Annotated in this window: 18 protein-coding genes; 1 reads left to right on the plus strand and 17 read right to left on the minus strand. The window is 52.9% G+C overall.

Going from position 1 to position 17,904, the window contains the following annotated elements:
- Positions 1–7 precede the first annotated feature (7 nt).
- From dnaB to B1A75_RS04550, 11 genes are all read right to left on the minus strand, one after another.
- The gene (gene dnaB / locus B1A75_RS04500; protein ID WP_074042928.1) at positions 8–1,372 is read right to left on the minus strand and encodes a replicative DNA helicase; all 1,365 of its coding nucleotides are present in this window, start codon (positions 1,370–1,372) and stop codon (positions 8–10) included.
- A gap of 78 nt (positions 1,373–1,450) precedes the next feature.
- Positions 1,451–1,900, minus strand: coding sequence for a 50S ribosomal protein L9 (gene rplI, locus B1A75_RS04505; RefSeq protein WP_074042929.1), 450 nt, complete (start codon positions 1,898–1,900; stop codon positions 1,451–1,453).
- Positions 1,897–3,873 carry a DHH family phosphoesterase gene (locus B1A75_RS04510; RefSeq protein WP_079935828.1) on the minus strand — a complete coding sequence of 659 codons (1,977 nt, stop codon included), beginning with the start codon at positions 3,871–3,873 and terminating at the stop codon, positions 1,897–1,899. The genes rplI and B1A75_RS04510 overlap by 4 nt, the downstream gene beginning before the upstream one ends.
- Positions 3,874–3,919: 46 nt before the next feature.
- Entirely contained in the window at positions 3,920–4,846 is a 927-nt protein-coding gene (locus B1A75_RS04515) for a YybS family protein (RefSeq protein WP_011232943.1), read from the minus strand.
- 135 nt (positions 4,847–4,981) lie between these two features.
- Positions 4,982–5,218, minus strand: coding sequence for a 30S ribosomal protein S18 (rpsR, locus tag B1A75_RS04520; RefSeq protein ID WP_008880812.1), 237 nt, complete (start codon positions 5,216–5,218; stop codon positions 4,982–4,984).
- 97 nt (positions 5,219–5,315) lie between these two features.
- Positions 5,316–5,810 carry a single-stranded DNA-binding protein gene (gene ssb / locus B1A75_RS04525; RefSeq protein WP_011232944.1) on the minus strand — a complete coding sequence of 165 codons (495 nt, stop codon included), beginning with the start codon at positions 5,808–5,810 and terminating at the stop codon, positions 5,316–5,318.
- Between the two features lie 30 nt (positions 5,811–5,840).
- Entirely contained in the window at positions 5,841–6,128 is a 288-nt protein-coding gene (gene rpsF, locus B1A75_RS04530) for a 30S ribosomal protein S6 (RefSeq protein WP_079935829.1), read from the minus strand.
- Positions 6,129–6,342: 214 nt separating this feature from the next.
- Entirely contained in the window at positions 6,343–7,443 is a 1,101-nt protein-coding gene (gene ychF / locus B1A75_RS04535) for a redox-regulated ATPase YchF (RefSeq protein WP_011232946.1), read from the minus strand.
- 239 nt (positions 7,444–7,682) lie between these two features.
- Positions 7,683–9,704: a molybdopterin-dependent oxidoreductase gene (locus B1A75_RS04540; RefSeq protein ID WP_079935830.1), complete on the minus strand. Its 2,022-nt coding sequence runs from the start codon at positions 9,702–9,704 to the stop codon at positions 7,683–7,685.
- Between the two features lie 56 nt (positions 9,705–9,760).
- On the minus strand, positions 9,761–9,958 hold the full coding sequence (locus B1A75_RS04545; RefSeq protein ID WP_074042935.1) for a DUF951 domain-containing protein: 198 nt from the start codon (positions 9,956–9,958) through the stop codon (positions 9,761–9,763).
- A gap of 12 nt (positions 9,959–9,970) precedes the next feature.
- Positions 9,971–10,876: a mechanosensitive ion channel family protein gene (locus B1A75_RS04550; RefSeq protein ID WP_074042936.1), complete on the minus strand. Its 906-nt coding sequence runs from the start codon at positions 10,874–10,876 to the stop codon at positions 9,971–9,973.
- A 186-nt stretch (positions 10,877–11,062) separates the two neighbouring features.
- Between B1A75_RS04550 and yyaC the strand changes: the two genes are divergently transcribed.
- Entirely contained in the window at positions 11,063–11,686 is a 624-nt protein-coding gene (gene yyaC, locus B1A75_RS04555; protein WP_074042937.1) for a spore protease YyaC, read from the plus strand.
- 72 nt (positions 11,687–11,758) lie between these two features.
- On the opposite strand, the gene B1A75_RS04560 is transcribed toward yyaC, so the two are convergent.
- From B1A75_RS04560 to mnmG, 6 genes are all read right to left on the minus strand, one after another.
- On the minus strand, positions 11,759–12,460 hold the full coding sequence (locus B1A75_RS04560) for a DUF554 domain-containing protein (RefSeq protein ID WP_074042938.1): 702 nt from the start codon (positions 12,458–12,460) through the stop codon (positions 11,759–11,761).
- Positions 12,461–12,514: 54 nt separating this feature from the next.
- Complete coding sequence (locus B1A75_RS04565) at positions 12,515–13,384, minus strand: ParB/RepB/Spo0J family partition protein (protein ID WP_074042939.1); 870 nt, start codon at positions 13,382–13,384, stop codon at positions 12,515–12,517.
- Positions 13,377–14,138: a ParA family protein gene (locus B1A75_RS04570; RefSeq protein ID WP_011232953.1), complete on the minus strand. Its 762-nt coding sequence runs from the start codon at positions 14,136–14,138 to the stop codon at positions 13,377–13,379. Before B1A75_RS04570 ends, B1A75_RS04565 begins: the two co-directional genes overlap by 8 nt.
- Positions 14,139–14,263: 125 nt before the next feature.
- Entirely contained in the window at positions 14,264–15,109 is an 846-nt protein-coding gene (noc, locus tag B1A75_RS04575; RefSeq protein WP_011232954.1) for a nucleoid occlusion protein, read from the minus strand.
- Positions 15,110–15,269: 160 nt separating this feature from the next.
- A complete protein-coding gene (rsmG, locus tag B1A75_RS04580) occupies positions 15,270–15,986 on the minus strand; it encodes a 16S rRNA (guanine(527)-N(7))-methyltransferase RsmG (RefSeq protein WP_079935831.1) in 717 nt (238 codons plus the stop codon).
- Between the two features lie 23 nt (positions 15,987–16,009).
- On the minus strand, positions 16,010–17,899 hold the full coding sequence (gene mnmG, locus B1A75_RS04585; protein WP_033024485.1) for a tRNA uridine-5-carboxymethylaminomethyl(34) synthesis enzyme MnmG: 1,890 nt from the start codon (positions 17,897–17,899) through the stop codon (positions 16,010–16,012).
- Between the last annotated feature and the right edge of the window lie 5 nt (positions 17,900–17,904).

A 17,904-nucleotide genomic window follows, 5' to 3' on the forward strand; every position in this document is an offset into this window, starting at 1 on the left:
GTCCGTCTTACGCCCCCGGCGGAATTTGCGCCTCATCGAAGCGGCGCTCTAAGTTGACGAATTTATTGTACTCTTTAATAAAGGCGAGCTGCACCGTCCCGACCGGGCCGTTCCGCTGTTTGGCGATAATGATTTCGATGATGTTTTTGTTCTCGGAATCTTTGTTGTAGTAGTCGTCGCGATACAAAAAGGCGACGATATCAGCGTCTTGCTCAATGCTCCCCGATTCGCGAAGATCGGACATCATCGGCCGCTTGTCCTGGCGCTGCTCAACGCTGCGGGACAGCTGTGACAAAGCGATGACCGGCACTTCGAGCTCACGGGCGAGCGCCTTTAACGAACGGGAGATTTCCGACACTTCCTGCTGGCGGTTTTCCCGGTTGCGCCCGCTTCCTTGAATGAGCTGCAAATAATCGATCACCACCATGCCGAGGCCGCTTTCCTGTTTCAAGCGGCGGCATTTGGCGCGAATATCGCTGACGCGGATGCTCGGCGTATCATCAATATAAATGCCGGCGTTTGACAAACTACCCATCGCCATCGTCAGCTTTCCCCAATCTTCCGGCGTCAGCTTGCCAGTGCGCAAGTTTTGGGCGTTGATGTTGCCTTCGGCGCAAAGCATCCGCATCACAAGCTGCTGGGCGCTCATTTCCAAGCTGAAAATAGCGACATTTTCGTTCGTCTTCGTCGCCACATTTTGGGCGATGTTTAACGCGAATGCCGTCTTCCCGACCGACGGGCGGGCGGCGACGATAATCAAGTCGCTGCGCTGAAATCCGGACGTCATCCGGTCGAGTTCAGTGAATCCGGTCGGGATGCCGGTGATGTCCCCGTTCCGGTTATGGAGCATCTCAATGTTGTCATACGTCTGTACAAGAACATCTTTAATATTTTTAAAGGCGCCTGAATGTTTCCGTTGGGAAACCTCCATAATTTTCCGTTCCGCTTCATCGAGCAAAACGTCAATTTCATCTTCCCTTGTATAGCCATCTTGGGCAATCGATGCCGCCGTGCGAATGAGGCGGCGAAGCAATGATTTTTCTTCAACAATGCGGGCGTAGTATTCGACGTTGGCCGCTGTCGGCACAGAATCGGCAAGCTCGCTTAAGTAGGAGACACCGCCAACTTCCTCCAGCTGCTCCAAAGCGGCCAGTTCCGCCGTCACCGTCACTAAATCGACCGGCTCGCCTTTATCAGCGACGCGAAGCATGGCGTGGAAAATTTTTTGATGGGCCGCACGGTAAAAGTCTTCGGGAATTAATCGTTCCGAGGCGAGCGTCAGCGCAGTGGGATCCAAAAACACAGCGCCAAGCACGGCCTGCTCGGCTTCAATGCTTTGCGGAGGAATTCGTTCTGAAAAAAGTTCACTCATCGTCTCACCGCCTTTTCCCCCGTTTCATTTCCGTCGATAATGCCCCCGCCATAGCGGGCGGGGGCATCGTCGCTACCGTTATTTTTGTTCCTTGACGTGCACTTTTAAGGTCGCTGTCACTTCCGGATGGAGCTTCACCGGCACGTTCGTATATCCGAGGGAGCGAATGGCATCAGCAAGCTCGATTTTCCGTTTGTCAAGCTTCAAGCCGTGCTGGGCCTGAAGCGCCTCAGCGATTTGCTTGCTCGTGATCGAACCAAACAAACGGCCGCCCTCGCCGGCTTTCGCTGGAATTTCCACCGTCAGCTTCTCGAGCTCTTCTTTCAGTCTTTTCGCGTTCGCCAACTCTTCTGCCGCTTGACGCTGCTCTTTTTGTTTTTGCGCTTCGAGCGCCTTGATGTTGGCCGGCGTTGCTTCAATGGCGAGCCCTTGTTTGAACAAAAAGTTGTTTGCGTAGCCGTCGGCGACGTCTTTGATTTCCCCTTTTTTTCCTTTTCCTTTCACATCTTTTAAAAAAATGACTTTCATGATGGCTTCCCCCCCTCGAAATAGTCATGAATGGCTTCACGCAGCTGCCGTTCCGCCTCTTCAACCGTCACTTGAGACAGCTGGGCGGCGGCGTTCGTCAAATGCCCGCCGCCGCCAAGCCGTTCCATAATGACTTGCACGTTGACATCGCCGAGCGAACGGGCGCTGATGCCGATCGTTCCATCAGCCCGCTTGGAAATGACGAACGAAGCAACGACGCCGCTTAAAGTGAGAAGCGTATCGGCTGTTTGTGCAATCAACACTTGGTCGTGCACCTCGTTCTCGCCCCCTCTAGCGATGGCGATGCCATGCTCATCGATCACCGCCCGCTCGATCAATTTCGCCCGTTTGACGTAGTTGGCGATGCTTTCCCGCAGCAATTTTTGCACAAGCACCGTATCCGCTCCTTGGGCGCGCAAGTATGACGCAGCGTCGAACGTCCGCGAGCCGGTGCGGAGCGTAAAGCTTTTCGTGTCGACGACGATGCCGGCAAGCAAGGCGGTCGCTTCGAGCATCGTCAGCTTCATCCGTTTCGGTTGGTACTCTAACAGCTCGGTGACGAGTTCCGATGTCGAAGAAGCATAAGGCTCCATATAGACGAGAATCGGCGCCTCAATGAACTCTTCGCCGCGGCGATGGTGATCAATGACGACGATATGGTCGGTGCGATACAATAGCCGCTCTTCAATGACGAGCGACGGACGATGCGTATCGACGACGATCAAAAGCGTATCCTCGGTGACGAGCTCAAGCGCCTGCTCTGGCTTTAGGCATCTTGACCATAATTCAGCATGTTTTTTCATTTCCTCAAGCAACCGTTGCGCCCCGGCGTCGGTTCTTGCCGGATCGATAACGATAAACCCTTCCTTTTGGTTCGACTGGACGACTTTTAAAACGCCGATAGCCGCTCCCATGGCGTCCATATCGGGATATTTATGCCCCATGATGAGCACTTTGTCGCTTCCTGCAATCAGTTCGCGAAGCGCATGGGAAATGACGCGGGCGCGGACGCGCGTCCGCTTTTCCATCGGGTTCGTTTTGCCGCCGTAAAACTTCACTTTTCCATTTCCTTGCTTAATCGCGACTTGATCGCCCCCGCGCCCCAACGCTAAGTCCAAGCTTGATTGAGCGAGCGCCCCGAGCTCCGGGAGCTGGGACACGCCGGCGCCGATGCCGATGCTCAGCGTCAGCTGGGCATGATGTTTTGCCGTCTGCTCTCGCACTTCGTCGAGAATGGAAAATTTGCTTTTCTCGAGCCGCCCAAGAATATGTTCGTTCAATACGGCAATAAATCGGTCGGATGACGTCCGCTTCAAAAAAATGCCATAGTCGTTCGCCCACCGGTTCAACACGGAAGTGACGAGGCTGTTTAGTTGGCTTTTTGCCTGATCGTCCATCCCTTGCGTAATTTCATCATAATTGTCAAGAAAAATAATGGCGAGCACCAGCCGTTCCGCTTCGTACTGCCGCTTCAATTCCAAATGCTCAGTAACATCAAAAAAGTAAAGAAGCCGTTCAGGGCGGCGAATGACCACTTTCAGCTGCTTTCCGTTCAATTCGACGATCTCTTCGTCCGTTTTTCCCCTTTTCACAAAAGCGGCCAACGATTCGGAAAGCTCGGCGAGAGAGCGGCCGACAAGCGTCTGTTCCTTAAAGCAGGCGGCCAAAAAACGGTTCGACCACTCGATTTCTCCCCCTTCATCGATGAGCATAATGCCGATCGGCATTTGCATCAACGCTTCCTCGCCTACTTTTTTCACCCGGTGCGACAAATTGGAAATATAGTGCTCCAACTCTTTATGCAAGGAGCGTTGCGCCCCAATGACATAATAAAGCACAAACCCGACGCCAAGAAGGGCGACGAGGCCAAGCAGCCATTGGAAGTAAAACAAGCCAATCGCCATAAGCACCGCCAGGGCGGCTAACGCATATAACGGATAGCGATACGCTTTCCTTTCATAAAAATGGGACATTCAAGTCAGCTCCTACACTGAAGAAATGACTCGCCTTATCCAATTATCATATGCGGCGGCGCAAATCAAATCCTAAATCAATTATACCGAATATCGCCACAAGATAAAGTAGAAAAGGCAGGAATAAGCAAACGACCGTCCCTGCCGCCACCACACCTTTGCCAACCCCTTTTTTGTAAGCGGCGTAGTAAAGAAACGAAAATCCTTGCACAATCATCGCCAGCTGCAACACATACGATAAGTTCAACACGGCGATATAGGCAAACGATCCTTCTTTGAACGGGAACAAGGAGAGAAGGAGCACAAAGACATACAACCACAATACAGTTTTCGGCCACATAAGCTCGCGAAACGGCGGCCATGAACCGACCGGCAGCTTCAGCCTCTTCATCACCGGCAGCGAGACGATGATCGTCGCGTACGCCAGCGCAAACGAAGCGATGACAAACAGCGTCGGAACCATATAGCCGATCAGCTTCAGCCCTTGTTCGAACTGCCTTTGCATCTCCAAAGGCGGCGCTTGTCCCATTCCCTTCATTAGATTCATTGCCGTGTCAAACGATTCTCGCACGAGCGCAAGCGTATCTTGGATCATATCGACGTGCAAAAATTGAATCGAGATGATGTAATCAAGCACGATATTCGCCAAAAATACAAGCGCGCCGACAAGAAGAACAAGATAACGGTTTTTCTGTTTCGAAAGCATCGCGCCGACTGCCATGCCGACGGTGCCGAACATAAGCGCCATCGGCAGCGACAAAAGCGAGCCGATCAAACCGGAGATGACAAGGGCCGCCGCCAGCAGCAACATAGCTGGAATCCACCCATGGCGCATCGTAAACACCATAAACGGAAGCGCTAAAAACAAAGCGGCGACAATCCCAATGACCGGCGCGTACAGCGCAAGCAAAAACAAAACAGCAAACAGTGCGAGCTCAATCGCCGCTTCGGTGAGGGCGTGCGTTTTTCGCAATGGACGTTCCCCTTTCTTTGTTTTTTGGTGATTTGACCTCCTTCCCCACTTTCACTCTGCTTGGGAGTGGGAGTCCGCTCAGTCAGAGGAGATAAAAAAAGCAGTAAGGATCCCCCCTTACTGCTTGCTTTCGGCTCACTCGTCCGCAACGTACGGCAGAAGCGCCATTTGGCGCGCGCGTTTGATCGCGACCGTCAATTTGCGCTGATATTTCGCGCTCGTTCCCGTTACACGGCGCGGCAAAATTTTACCACGTTCAGAAATGAACTTTTTCAGCAAATCGACATCTTTGTAGTCGATATGCGTAATGTTGTTCGCCGTGAAGTAACATACTTTGCGGCGTTTGCCGCGGCCGCCTTTCCGTCCTGCCATGCTATTTCCTCCTTTCCGTTGCCATCGTTTCCTCATCGGTGGAATGGCCCGCTGCCTGCGCGTTGTTTAGAGACAGGGGCTTCAAGCGACTTGTTTATTAAAACGGCAAATCATCATCAGAAATATCGATCGGCTGGCCGTCATTGGCGAAAGGATCGTCATCGATGCGGCCAAACCCTTTTTCGTTCGGATATTGGTGGTTCTGATCTTGCCCGAATGGGAATGGATCCCCATAGTAGCCGCCTGCTGTTGCCCCTCGCTGCTCGCTCGTTCCTTTCGGCTCAAGAAATTGGACGCTATCAGCCACCACTTCCGTCACGTACACGCGCCGACCTTCTTGATTTTCATAGCTGCGGGTTTGCAGTCGGCCATCGACACCAGCCAAGCTCCCCTTTTTCAAAAAGTTGGCGACGTTTTCCGCCTGGCGGCGCCAAACGACACATTGAATAAAATCCGTTTCCCGCTCGCCCTGCTGATTTGTAAACGGACGGTTGACCGCGAGCGTAAACGTGGCAACAGCCACTCCGCTTGGAGTGTAACGCAACTCCGGATCTCTCGTTAACCTGCCGACCAAAATGACGCGGTTAATCATCAGAACCACCTCTTAATCATGTCGAAAAGATTATTCTTCTTCTTTGACGACGATATGACGGATGATGTCTTCGCTGATGCGCGCTAAGCGGTCGAATTCTTGCACCGCTTTCGGCTCCGATACGACATTGACGATCATGTAATAGCCGTCGCGGTATTTTTGAATTTCATAGGCTAAGCGGCGCTTGCCCCAATCCGCCACGTTCGTAATCTCCGCGCCGTTTTCTTTCAACACGTTGTTGAACCGTTCCACGAGAGCTTGTCTCGCTTCATCGTCCATGTTCGGGCGGATGATGTACATGATTTCGTACTTTCTCACGCTCGTCACCTCCTTTTGGTCTAAGCGGCCCTTCCATTCGAAGAGCAAGGAGCAATCACCATTACTCACATTTGTTGATTATACCATGACCGACAACGATAAGCAAGGCAGTTTGCCGCATTCCGTCGGCGCAAACATCTTCCATCCGTATGACCAAGCCAAAAACGGCCCCATGCCGTGACCTGCTGCATCCGCCCTGCCCTCGAACCGATGGTTACACGTTGAACCGGAAATGCATAATGTCGCCGTCTTGCACTTCGTAGTCTTTTCCCTCCAAGCGCACTTTTCCGGCTTCGCGCGCCGCCGCCATCGATCCAGCCGCGACAAGGTCATCGTACGACACCGTTTCCGCGCGAATAAACCCTCGCTCAAAGTCGGAATGGATGATGCCGGCGCATTGCGGCGCTTTCATCCCTTTGCGGAACGTCCACGCCCGCACCTCCTGCTCGCCGGCGGTGAAAAACGTCGCCAATCCGAGCAAGCTGTAAGCGGCGCGGATAAGCTGGTCAAGGCCAGACTGCTCGATGCCGAGCTCCTGTAAAAATTGCCGTTTTTCCTCATCGCTGAACTCAGCGATTTCCTCTTCGATTTTGGCGCAGACAACAATGACTTCAGCGTTGTCGCGCTTCGCAAACTCGCGCACGTCCTTGACAAACGGATTGCCGCTAGGGTCAGCGATATCTTCCTCGCCGACATTGGCGACGTAAAGCATCGGCTTTATCGTCAACAAATGCAGCTGCTTGACGACTTTCATCTCTTCATCAGTGAACTCGAGTGTGCGCGCCGGCTTGCCGTCTTCGAGCGTCTCCTTCAACCGCCGCAAAATGTCGTATTCAAACGCCGCCTCTTTATCCTTTTGCTTGGCGATTTTGCCGACCCGCTCGATTCGTTTGTCAATCGTTTCTAAATCAGCCAACACGAGCTCCAAATTGATCGTTTCGATATCGGCGAGCGGGTCGACTTTGCCCGCCACGTGGGTGATGTTTTCATCACTGAAGCAGCGGACGACTTGGCAAATTGCATCGACTTGCCGGATGTGAGACAAAAACTTGTTGCCAAGCCCCTCTCCTTTGCTCGCCCCTTTGACGATGCCCGCGATATCGGTAAATTCAAAAACAGTCGGCACCGTCCGCTTCGGCCGAAACATTTCCGTCAATACATCGAGCCGCTCATCGGGCACTTCGACGACACCGACGTTCGGCTCAATTGTGCAAAACGGATAGTTGGCTGACTCAGCACCTGCTTTTGTAATGGCGTTAAACAGCGTCGATTTGCCGACGTTCGGCAATCCGACGATTCCTGCTGTCAATCCCATTCGTTCCACTCCTCTTTCCCGTTCACATCTTTCCTCATTATATGGGCTGGCGCAGAAAATGACAAGCGAGCCGCAAGCGGGGAATGTTTCCTCTCCCACCCGCTTCAAAAAAGGCGGAAGTTTGCGCCCTTTTCCCAACACTTGGATGACAAAATCATCTTTTCGGATCAACAGCCTCAAACCGCATTTTGTCATCGACAATATCTTTTTTCTACTGATCCGAAGCAACTGTGAACCGCTTACTTTGCTTCCGACGTGACTTTTTCAATATTGACCAAACAGTCATACAGCGTGCTGCCGCAGCCGTTATCCGACTCCAAATCGGACGTGAGGACGTTGACCGGCCCGCCGAACACTCCCCATTGTCCTTCGTCAATGTTGATCGTGCCTGGATAGGCGCCATCAAGCACCTTGACCGTTCCCACGAGCGATCCACGGTCGTTGTAAACACGCGCCCGGTCGCCATCGGCAAGACCCTTTGCCGCAGCAACATCAGCCGCTACCTCAATGCGGACTGTCTGAAGCGCTGGGATGAGCGGATAATGCTGCGAATGATTCGAACGGAGTGGATGGATCGTCAACAACCGATACGGATATTTGGCGGCCAATGATGGATTGGCCTCCTCCGATTCGGCCGGATACATGATTTGCAGCCGGCCGTCCATCCCTTTTTGCTTGGCGACGGACGACGTGAATTCATATTTGCCGCTCGGTGTTTGGAAACAGCGATCGCGCCATGGCACCGGTTCGACAGGTAAAAGGATGCGATGTTCTGCCTTCAGTCGTGCAAGCGTAATACCATACTGTTCCAACGGGCGGAGCGCCATCGCTAGAAATTGCTCGCGCGTATAGGCAAAATCGTCCCCAAACCCGAGCCGTTTTGCCAGCTCCGTCCAAATCCACAAGTCCGGCTTCGCCTCACCCGGCGGGTCGACAAGCTTCGGCCCGTAGTTGATATACGCATGGTACATCGATGAGCAATAGACGTCTTCCTCTTCAAACGAAGCCGCTACTGGCAAAACATAATCAGCCATTGCAGCCGTATCGGTCATGAACTGCTCAAACACAACCACCGTTTCGACGGAAGCGAACGCTTTTTTCATCAAGTTCGTGTTCGGCACTTGAGCGAGCGGGTTGCCGCATGTAACGATCACCATGCGGACGGGCGGATCATCCGCTTTCAATATTTCTTCCGCCTGCTTCATCATCGTCCATGTACGCGAGGCCGTTTTCCGCTCCGGGAGCGTCAATGCGGCTTTATCAAAACACTCGCCCACCTGCAAGTTGCCGAAATTCGCCCCTCCGCCGGGAATGCCGACGTTGCCGCTTGCCGCAACAAGAGCGTCAATCCACCGGATCGTATTGCCACCGTTCGCATAGCGCTGCATGCCAAGGCCGAGATACGTTGCGGTCGGTCGATCCCCATAAAGACGAGCCAGCTCCGTCATTTGATCCCGGCTGACGCCCGTACACCGCTCGATCTCAGAGAGAGAAATCGTATCCAATACTTGTTTCACGTCCTCAAACCCGAGCGTATGCTGCTCAATAAAGGTGCGATCCTCAAGTCCAAGGCGAAGCAATTCTTTCATGACGCCCATCGCCAAAAATGCGTCCATTCCCGGTTTCACGCATACGTACCGGTCGGCGATGCGCGCCGTCGAGCCAAACAGCGGATCGATGACAACGATCGTTGCGCCTCGTCTTTTCGCTGCCAAGAGCCGCTCAAATAAATGCATGTTCGTCCGGGCGACGTTTCGCCCCCAAATCACGATGTGCCGGCTATTTTCAATATCTTCGGGTGCGTGGCTGTAAGCATTGCCGAAATCCCACATTTGCGCCTCGATGCCCGACCCCCAGCAGAGACTGCCGACAAGCTCCGTCGCACCGCCATAGCAATTGAAAAAACGCTTGTCCAAATTTTTCAGCAGCCCGTTGTTGGCGTAATCATGGCTGTGAAGCACGGCTGTCGGCCCAAATTGTTCTTTCAACTTCCGCATTTTCCCGGCGATGTCATCAAGCGCCTCTTCCCAAGAAATGCGAACGAACTGCCCGTTTACTTTTTTCAACGGATAGAGAAGGCGTTCTTTGGCGTTTACCCGCTCTTTCAACATTCGCCCGCGCCCGCAAATGTTCCCTTTCGTGATGGGATGGTGTTCGTCGCCATCAACACGTACGACTTTCCCCTCGTTCACCGTCACCTTCAGCCCGCATACGTCCCAGCAGTTGAGCGGACATGATGTCACATGCGTCGTTTCCGTCATTTTCTCCCTCCCTTTCGCAACAAAAGAGCATGGCCCCGCCGCCATGCTTCATTTGCTTATTCTTCATGCTTGACGAGCACTTTTTTCATTTTGCGGATAAACTCTTTGCGCGGCAACAAAACGCTATGGGCGCACCCTTCGCATTTAATGCGGATGTCAGCGCCCAAGCGGATCACTTTCCAACGGTTCGTTCCACACGGGTGCGGCTTTTTCATTTCGACGATATCGTATAGGCCGAACTCTTTCTCTTCCATCGGTCCACCTCCCTATGACAACGATTGCTCCCGTTGCGGCTTTGCCTCCGGCTGCTCTTGTCCGTCGCGGCGATGCAGCACAAGCCGCGGGTATGGGATTTCGATTCCCCGTTCGTCCAACAGCAGCTTCACTTCCTTGCGGATCGCCCGAGCGACCGCCAGATGGCGCATCGGCTTCGTTTCGCACGTGATGCGCAATATGACTTCCGAGCTGGCTAAATTTTGCACGCCAAGCAATTCCGGCGGGGCGACCATGTCTTCATACTTCGCCGGCAGCTGCGGAAGAAGCTCGCGGATGGCTTCCTCCGCCTCTTCAATGTCTTCTTCATAGGCGATGCTGACGTCGACGACAGCGAGGCTGTTGTGCAGTGAATAGTTCGTCACTTGAGTGATGCTGCCGTTTGGCAAAATGTGCACTTCCCCGGTCCAGCTTTTAATTTTCGTCACCCGAAGCCCAATCGTTTCAACATACCCTTCAAAATTGCCGATGCGCACATAATCGCCGACCGCAAACTGGTCTTCAAAAATGATGAAAAATCCAGTGATGATGTCTTTCACTAAGCTTTGTGCGCCAAAACCCACGGCCAGCCCGACAACCCCAGCCCCGGCGAGCAACGCTTTGACTGGAACGCCAAACGTATCTAAAATCATCAAGAGCGCAATAAAATATAGTACGTACGTAATGACGTTGTCGAGCAGCCGAACGAGCGTCGCCTCCCGCCGTTCGGAAATGCGGATCGGCGCCTTCTGTCGCACTTTGAACATGTTATGAACGGCGATTTTCAACACTTTCACCGCGATGGCGCAGATGAGTAGGATAAGAACAATCTTCAGCGTCCCTTTTCCGATCTGGAGCCACAATTTCTCATCTATCAAAAATGCGAACAATCGGCTCATCGTTTTTTCCATCGTGTTCAACGTTGGCGACACCTCAATCTTTTTTCTTGTTCTGCGCTTTTATTTTAACAAGACCGGCCGCTGATTTGTAGCCCGATATCCCGTTATCGCGAAGAAAAGGCAAGAAAACGAACAATGAAATGTATATCATTCTTTTATTTTCCGTATACTGTTAATACTTTTGAAACGAAAGTAGGAGTGAAGCGAATGAGCATACCATCGATATTTTTCTCGTCCAAGGAGGAAAGGAACCGCGTGTTTTACGATGAGCAAGGGGCGGTGTCGTCGATCGGCTGGCGGGTCGCCTCACTGCTTCCCGACCCGCTCGTTCAGCCGGTCGCTATCGTTTGCATCGGCACGGACCGCTCGACCGGCGATTCGCTTGGACCGCTTGTCGGCACGATGTTGAAAGAAAAACGACTGACCCGCTTTCACGTGTACGGAACACTCGAAGAACCGATCCATGCCGTTAATTTGGAAGAAAAGGTAGAAGCCATTCGACTAATTCATAACGATCCGTTCATGATCGCGGTCGATGCCTGCCTCGGGCGGCTGAAAAGCGTCGGCGCCATCACGATCGCCAAAGGACCGGTCCGCCCTGGGGCTGGGGTCAACAAACAGCTCCTTCCCGTCGGCGACGCCCATATTACTGGGGTTGTCAATGTCAGCGGGTTTATGGAGTTTTTCGTCCTGCAAAATACGCGCCTCCATCTTGTCATGAATATGGCGAAAACGATCGCCAATGGCATTTACGAAGCAGAGCGGTTCATCCTCCGAAAAGAGCGGCTCGCTGCCCCTCCGCTCTCAACAGACCGGCATTCATTATGGTAGGCAGCAAATCCCCCTCTTGGTCAGCTGTTCAAGGAGGGGATTTCTTTTCTGTCCGGCCAAAACAACCGGTCGTTAAACGAGTGAAAGAATGAAAACGGCGGCTGCCGTAATGAGAATGCTCGGCAGCAAATTGGCCACGCGAATGTTCGTCAAACCGAGCATATTGAGTCCAATGGCCATAATTAAAATGCCTCCGGTCGCCGTTGATTCGGCGATGAACGAATCGAGCACTTCCTTCGGCACAAACCGTTCGATTTGCGTCGCCAACAGCGCGATGCTCCCCTCATAAACAACGACCGGCAAGGCGGAGAAGATGACGCCGATGCCGAGCGTCGTCGTCAAAATGACACTGGCAAAGCCGTCTAAAATCGATTTCGTATACAAGACGCTATGGTCGCCGCGCAGCCCGCTGTCAAGCGCTCCGACGATGGCCATCGCCCCGATGACAAACAACAACGTCGCGCTGACAAACCCTTTAGCGATGCTTCCTTGCCCGTTTCCGCCCACTTTCGCCTCGAGCCATTGACCGAGCCGGTTCAGCTTTTCCTCCCAGTTCCACCACTCCCCGAGAATGCCGCCGAAAACAAGGCTGAAAATAACAACGAGAAACTGTTCGCTTTTCATTCCCATTTGTATGCCAAGCAACGCCACCGCAAGCCCAATCCCCCCCATCACCGTTTCCTTTACTCGCTCGGGGATGCGATGAAGCCATTTTCCAATCAACGCCCCGGCGATAATGCTCACTCCGTTGACAATCGTTCCTAACAACACCATGATGTCCAACCCTCTCTTGCAAAAAAATAAACCGGCCTTGATCAAAGGGCCGACTTACTCGTCGAACCGCACATCGAGCAGTTCTAATATTCTCTCTAAATCTTCCGGAGAAAAAAACTCAATTTCAATTTTTCCTCTTTTCCTCGTTTGTTTAATCGTGACGTTCGTCCCGAATTTTTCGCGCAGCAACGATTCGCTTTCCCGAATAAACACGCTTTTTTCCGGCGGTTTCCGCTTCGATGTTTCACGTGAAACATTTTCGTTCGCTTGTTGGATCAGCTTTTCAAGCTGGCGGACGTTCAACCCTTCGCGAATCGTCCGTTCCACGATCGGTTTCATTTTGCTTTTTTGTTTCAGCCCTAAAAGCGCGCGGCCATGTCCCATCGAAAGTGTGCCGTCAATAAGCAGCTTTTGCACATCTGAAGGGAGGGACAACAAACGCAAATGATTGGCGATGTGCGGACGGCTCTTCCCAACGCGGCTCGCGACTTCCTCCTGGGTTAAGTGCAGCTTGTCCATCAACATTTTGTACGCCATCGCTTCCTCGATCGGGTTCAAATCCTCGCGCTGCAAGTTTTCAAGAAGGGCGAACTCCATCATTTGCTCATCAGTCAACTCGCGCACCACGACCGGCACTGACGGCAAATTCGCCTCTTTCGCCGCCCGGTAGCGCCGTTCGCCAACGACGATTTCAAATCCGTTCGGTACACGGCGGACGATGAGCGGCTGCAAAATGCCGTGCTGCAAAATCGATTGCTTCAACTCCTCAATCGCCTCAGGCTGAAACGTTTTCCGCGGCTGGTACGGGTTTGGATGAAGGTCGTGAATGCTTACTTCCCGCACCGTTTCCTCTTTCCCATTAAGTTCATTGAGAGAGAGGTTGTCAAACAGCGCACTGATGCCTTTGCCGAGACCTTTAGCCACGTTCAAGCACCTCCTTCGCCAGTTCCAAATACACTTCCGCCCCCCGCGATTTCACATCGTACAAAATGATCGGCTTGCCATGGCTTGGCGCCTCACTCAGCCGCACGTTTCGCGGGATGATCGTCTGGTACACCTTTTCGCGGAAATACTTTTTGACTTCTTGAATGACCTGCAAGCCTAGATTCGTCCTTGCATCAAGCATCGTCAACAGAACGCCTTCGAGGCGCAAATCATAGTTTAAGTGCCGCTGCACAAGCCGGATCGTGTTAAGCAGCTGGCTGAGCCCTTCTAACGCATAATATTCGCATTGGACAGGGATGAGCACGGAATTGGCCGCTGTCAACGCGTTGAGCGTCAGCAAGCCGAGCGAAGGAGGACAGTCGATAATAATGAAGTCGTATTTGTCTTTCAGCGGCTCGATCGCGTTTCTCAGCCGGATTTCGCGGGAAATGACCGAGACGAGCTCAATTTCTGCGCCGGCGAGCTGGATCGTCGCTGGAATGACGTATAAATTTTCAATGTCCGTCGGTCGAATGACATCTTTTGCTTTCATGTCGCCAATGATGACATTGTAAATGCATTCGTCGACATCGCCTCGCTCAATGCCGATGCCGCTCGTCGCATTTCCTTGCGGATCGGCGTCAACAAGCAGCACTTTTTTTCCAAGATGCGCCAAACAGGCCGATAAATTGACCGCCGTCGTCGTTTTTCCAACTCCGCCTTTTTGGTTTGCAATAGCAATGACTTTTCCCACGATGCCACCTACCTCTATCTCTTCCTCAATCCATTTTATTTTAGCACGAAAACAGGAAAATGACTTTGTTTTCTGAAAGAAAAAACCCCATCAGCTGTGCTTGATGAGGCAAAAGGTGACTTTCGTTATTTTTTCGCGATTCGAATCGTAATTTGATAGTAGTCATCGAATTCTTCTTCTTCAGATTGGACGGACACCCCGCTGCTTTCGACCATGGAAAGCGACTGGCGGATCGTGTTGACGGCGATGCGCATATCGCGGCTGAACGCCTTTCGCTTCGGTTTTGGCTTCCGTTCCCCCGCCTCGAGCAGCTTTAACACCCGATCTTCCGTCTGCTTGACATTCAACTGTTTGTCGATGATTTCTTGCAGCAGTTTCAGCTGTTTTTCTTTATCTTTCAAGGCAATCAACGCGCGCGCATGACGTTCCGTAATCGCCCGTTGCAAGAGCGCCTCTTGCACCTCTTGCGGGAGTTTCAGCAGACGCAGCTTATTGGCGATCGTCGACTGTCCTTTGCCGAGCCGCTGAGCGAGCGCTTCTTGCGTCAAATCATGGAGCTCGATCAATTTGGCGTACGCCATCGCCTCTTCAATCGGCGTCAACTCTTCGCGCTGTAAGTTTTCAATGAGGGCGACGGAGGCGGTTTCTTTGTCATTTAAGTTTTTGATGATCGCGGGGATTTCCGTCCAGCCAAGCTTTTGCACCGCTCTCCATCTCCGCTCGCCGGCGATGATTTCAAACCGTCCGTTCCCGCATTCGCGGACGACGATCGGCTGGATGATGCCGTGCGTGCGGATCGTCAGCGCCAACTCGTCGATCTTCTCTTCATCAAACATCGTGCGCGGCTGAAAGCGGTTCGGAATAATGCTTTTGACCGGAATGTGGCGAACTTCCTCCCGCTCTTGCTTTTCCTCCATTTCTTCCTGTTCTTTTTCTCCAAAGCTGAACAAGCGCGAAAATGGATGCTTCATCCCCCTACACCACCTTTGGACATACTTGGCCAAAATGTCTCTGTCTCGCCCGGCATACGCCGCCTTACGGTCGGTTTTTTGGCGCGGGACAAAGGCGGGGAGCGAAACAGCTTGTTTCTCTCTTTCAGCCGGCAAAGCCCTCCCGCCGCCCGCAAAAACGCTACTGAATCGGTTGTTTGTTCGGCGTTCCCGGTTTGCGCGGGTATTGGTTCGGCGTTTTTCTCATTTTTTGGATGAAAATGATCGTTCGTTCGCCTTCGTCAAACGGCAACGTGAACGTTTCCGTCGCCGTCACTTCTCCGCCAAGCACAGAAATCGCCTTGTTTCCCTCTTTCAGCTCCTCGGGCGCCGAAGCAGCTTTCATCGCAATGAATGTCCCGCCCATTTTCACGAGCGGAAGGCAAAGTTCGGCAAGCACCGGCATGCGCGCCACCGCTCTGGCCGTGACGATGTCAAATGATTCGCGCATCCCCTTTTGACGGGCGAACGTCTCAGCGCGTTCGTGGTAAAGCGCCACGTCCGCAAGCCCGAGCTCGGCGGTAAGATGCTCTAAAAAACGGATGCGTTTTTGCAGCGAATCAACGATGGAAACGCGCAAATGCGGAAAACAAATTTTGAGCGGAAGGCTCGGAAATCCCGCCCCGGAGCCGACGTCGCAAAGCGCAAGCGGCGCTGAAAAGTCGTAGTAAAAAGCCGGGGACACCGAGTCGAAAAAGTGCTTCACATAGACGCCGGGCTTGTCCGTAATAGCGGTCAAATTCATTTTCTCGTTCCACTCAACGAGCAGTTCGTAATAGCGCTCAAACTGCGCAAGCGCCCGGGAAGAGAGGGGGATTCCCCTCTCTTCGAGCATGGTTTGAAATTGTGTCGCCTCCATAAGCCAATCCTTTCCCTCATTGTTTATTCATTCGACACGCGCGCGATTCTTCCTTGTTCCAAATACACTAATAATATCGAAATATCGGCCGGATTGACGCCGGAAATGCGCGACGCTTGGGCGATTGAGAGCGGGCGCACTTGTTTGAGCTTCTGCCGCGCCTCGGTTGCAAGCCCTTGGATGGCGTCGTAATCGATATCTTCCGGGATTTTTTTGTTTTCCATTTTTTTGAGCCGTTCGACTTCTTGCAACGATTTTTGGATGTAGCCCTCGTACTTGATTTGAATTTCGACTTGCTCAGCCACTTCCGGAGCGATCTCCTCGTCAGCCGGCGCCAGTTTTCGGATGTGCTCGTACGTCATCTCCGGGCGTCGGAGCAAATCGGCGGCGCGAATGCCGTCTTTCAGCTCGCTTCCCCCCGCTTCACGGATGACTTCCTGCACTTCCGGCGTCGGTTTGATGATCACCGTTTGCAGCCGCTTTTTCTCTCGTTCGATCGCCTCTTTTTTCGCTAAAAATTTTTGATACCGCTCTTCGGAAATGAGACCGATCCGATAGCCGAGCTCGGTCAGGCGCAAATCGGCGTTGTCATGGCGAAGCAAAAGCCGGTACTCGGCACGCGACGTCAGCAGGCGGTATGGCTCATTCGTCCCTTTCGTCACCAAGTCGTCGATCAAAACGCCGATATAGGCATCCGAACGGCTTAAAATGATTTCTTCGCGGCCGAGCGCGCGGTGGGCGGCATTAATGCCGGCCATAATGCCTTGGCCCGCCGCTTCTTCATAGCCGGACGTGCCGTTGATTTGCCCCGCCGTATACAAGTTTTTCACGAGCTTCGTTTCCAACGTCGGCCATAGTTGCGTCGGCACGATGGCATCGTACTCGATCGCGTAGCCGGCCCGCATGAGCTGCGCCTTCTCAAGCCCCGGGATCGTCTCGAGCAGCTTGCGCTGGATATGTTCCGGCAAGCTTGTCGACAACCCTTGCACGTACACTTCTTCCGTTTCCCGCCCTTCTGGCTCAAGGAAAATTTGATGGCGCGGCTTATCATGGAACCGGACGACTTTATCTTCGATCGATGGGCAATAGCGCGGGCCGGTTCCTTTGATCATACCGGAGTACATCGGCGACAAGTGCAAGTTTTCATCGATGATGCGATGCGTTTCCTCCGTCGTATACGTCAGCCAGCACGGCAGCTGATCGGTGATGTACGTCGTCGTTTCGTACGAAAACGCCCGCGGCTCCTTGTCTCCCGGCTGGATCTCGGTTTTGCTGTAGTCGATCGTCCGGCTGTTGACGCGCGGCGGCGTGCCCGTTTTGAAGCGAACAAGTTCAAACCCGAGCTCTTCTAAATGCTCGGACAGCTTAATCGACGGCTGCTGGTTGTTCGGGCCGCTCGAATATTTAATGTCTCCGATGATGATTTCCCCGCGCAAAAACGTCCCGGTCGTAATGACGACCGCTTTAGCGTAATAATGCGCCCCCGTGTGAGTGATGACACCTTTGCAAACGCCGTCTTCGACGATCAGCCGCTCGACTTTTCCTTGCAGAAGCGTCAAATTTTCTTGATTTTCGAGTGTTTTTTTCATTTCCCGCTGGTACAGCACTTTATCGGCTTGCGCCCGAAGCGCGCGGACGGCTGGCCCTTTGCCGGTGTTTAGCATCCGCATTTGAATGTATGTTTTGTCAATGTTTTTCGCCATTTCCCCGCCGAGAGCGTCGATTTCGCGCACGACGATTCCTTTCGCCGGGCCGCCGATCGACGGGTTGCACGGCATGAACGCGATCATATCGAGGTTGAGCGTAATGACAAGCGTTTTCGCCCCGATGCGCGCCGAAGCTAATGCCGCTTCGCAGCCGGCATGGCCGGCGCCGACGACGATGACGTCATACGTTCCTCCATGGTAATCCATTTTTC

Source organism: Geobacillus sp. LEMMY01 (genome assembly GCF_002042905.1).
Lineage (GTDB): Bacteria > Bacillota > Bacilli > Bacillales > Anoxybacillaceae > Geobacillus > Geobacillus proteiniphilus.

Bases quoted from the DNA above. Each gene is read 5' to 3' on its own strand.
- dnaB (WP_074042928.1), bottom strand. From the start codon at position 1,372: ATGAGTGAACTTTTTTCAGAACGAATTCCTCCGCAAAGCATTGAAGCC.
- rplI (WP_074042929.1), bottom strand. From the start codon at position 1,900: ATGAAAGTCATTTTTTTAAAAGATGTGAAAGGAAAAGGAAAAAAAGGG.
- B1A75_RS04510 (WP_079935828.1), bottom strand. From the start codon at position 3,873: ATGTCCCATTTTTATGAAAGGAAAGCGTATCGCTATCCGTTATATGCG.
- rpsR (WP_008880812.1), bottom strand. From the start codon at position 5,218: ATGGCAGGACGGAAAGGCGGCCGCGGCAAACGCCGCAAAGTATGTTAC.
- ssb (WP_011232944.1), bottom strand. From the start codon at position 5,810: ATGATTAACCGCGTCATTTTGGTCGGCAGGTTAACGAGAGATCCGGAG.
- ychF (WP_011232946.1), bottom strand. From the start codon at position 7,443: ATGGGATTGACAGCAGGAATCGTCGGATTGCCGAACGTCGGCAAATCG.
- B1A75_RS04540 (WP_079935830.1), bottom strand. From the start codon at position 9,704: ATGACGGAAACGACGCATGTGACATCATGTCCGCTCAACTGCTGGGAC.
- B1A75_RS04545 (WP_074042935.1), bottom strand. From the start codon at position 9,958: ATGGAAGAGAAAGAGTTCGGCCTATACGATATCGTCGAAATGAAAAAG.
- yyaC (WP_074042937.1), top strand. From the start codon at position 11,063: ATGAGCATACCATCGATATTTTTCTCGTCCAAGGAGGAAAGGAACCGC.
- B1A75_RS04560 (WP_074042938.1), bottom strand. From the start codon at position 12,460: ATGGTGTTGTTAGGAACGATTGTCAACGGAGTGAGCATTATCGCCGGG.
- noc (WP_011232954.1), bottom strand. From the start codon at position 15,109: ATGAAGCATCCATTTTCGCGCTTGTTCAGCTTTGGAGAAAAAGAACAG.
- rsmG (WP_079935831.1), bottom strand. From the start codon at position 15,986: ATGGAGGCGACACAATTTCAAACCATGCTCGAAGAGAGGGGAATCCCC.
- mnmG (WP_033024485.1), bottom strand. From the start codon at position 17,899: ATGGATTACCATGGAGGAACGTATGACGTCATCGTCGTCGGCGCCGGC.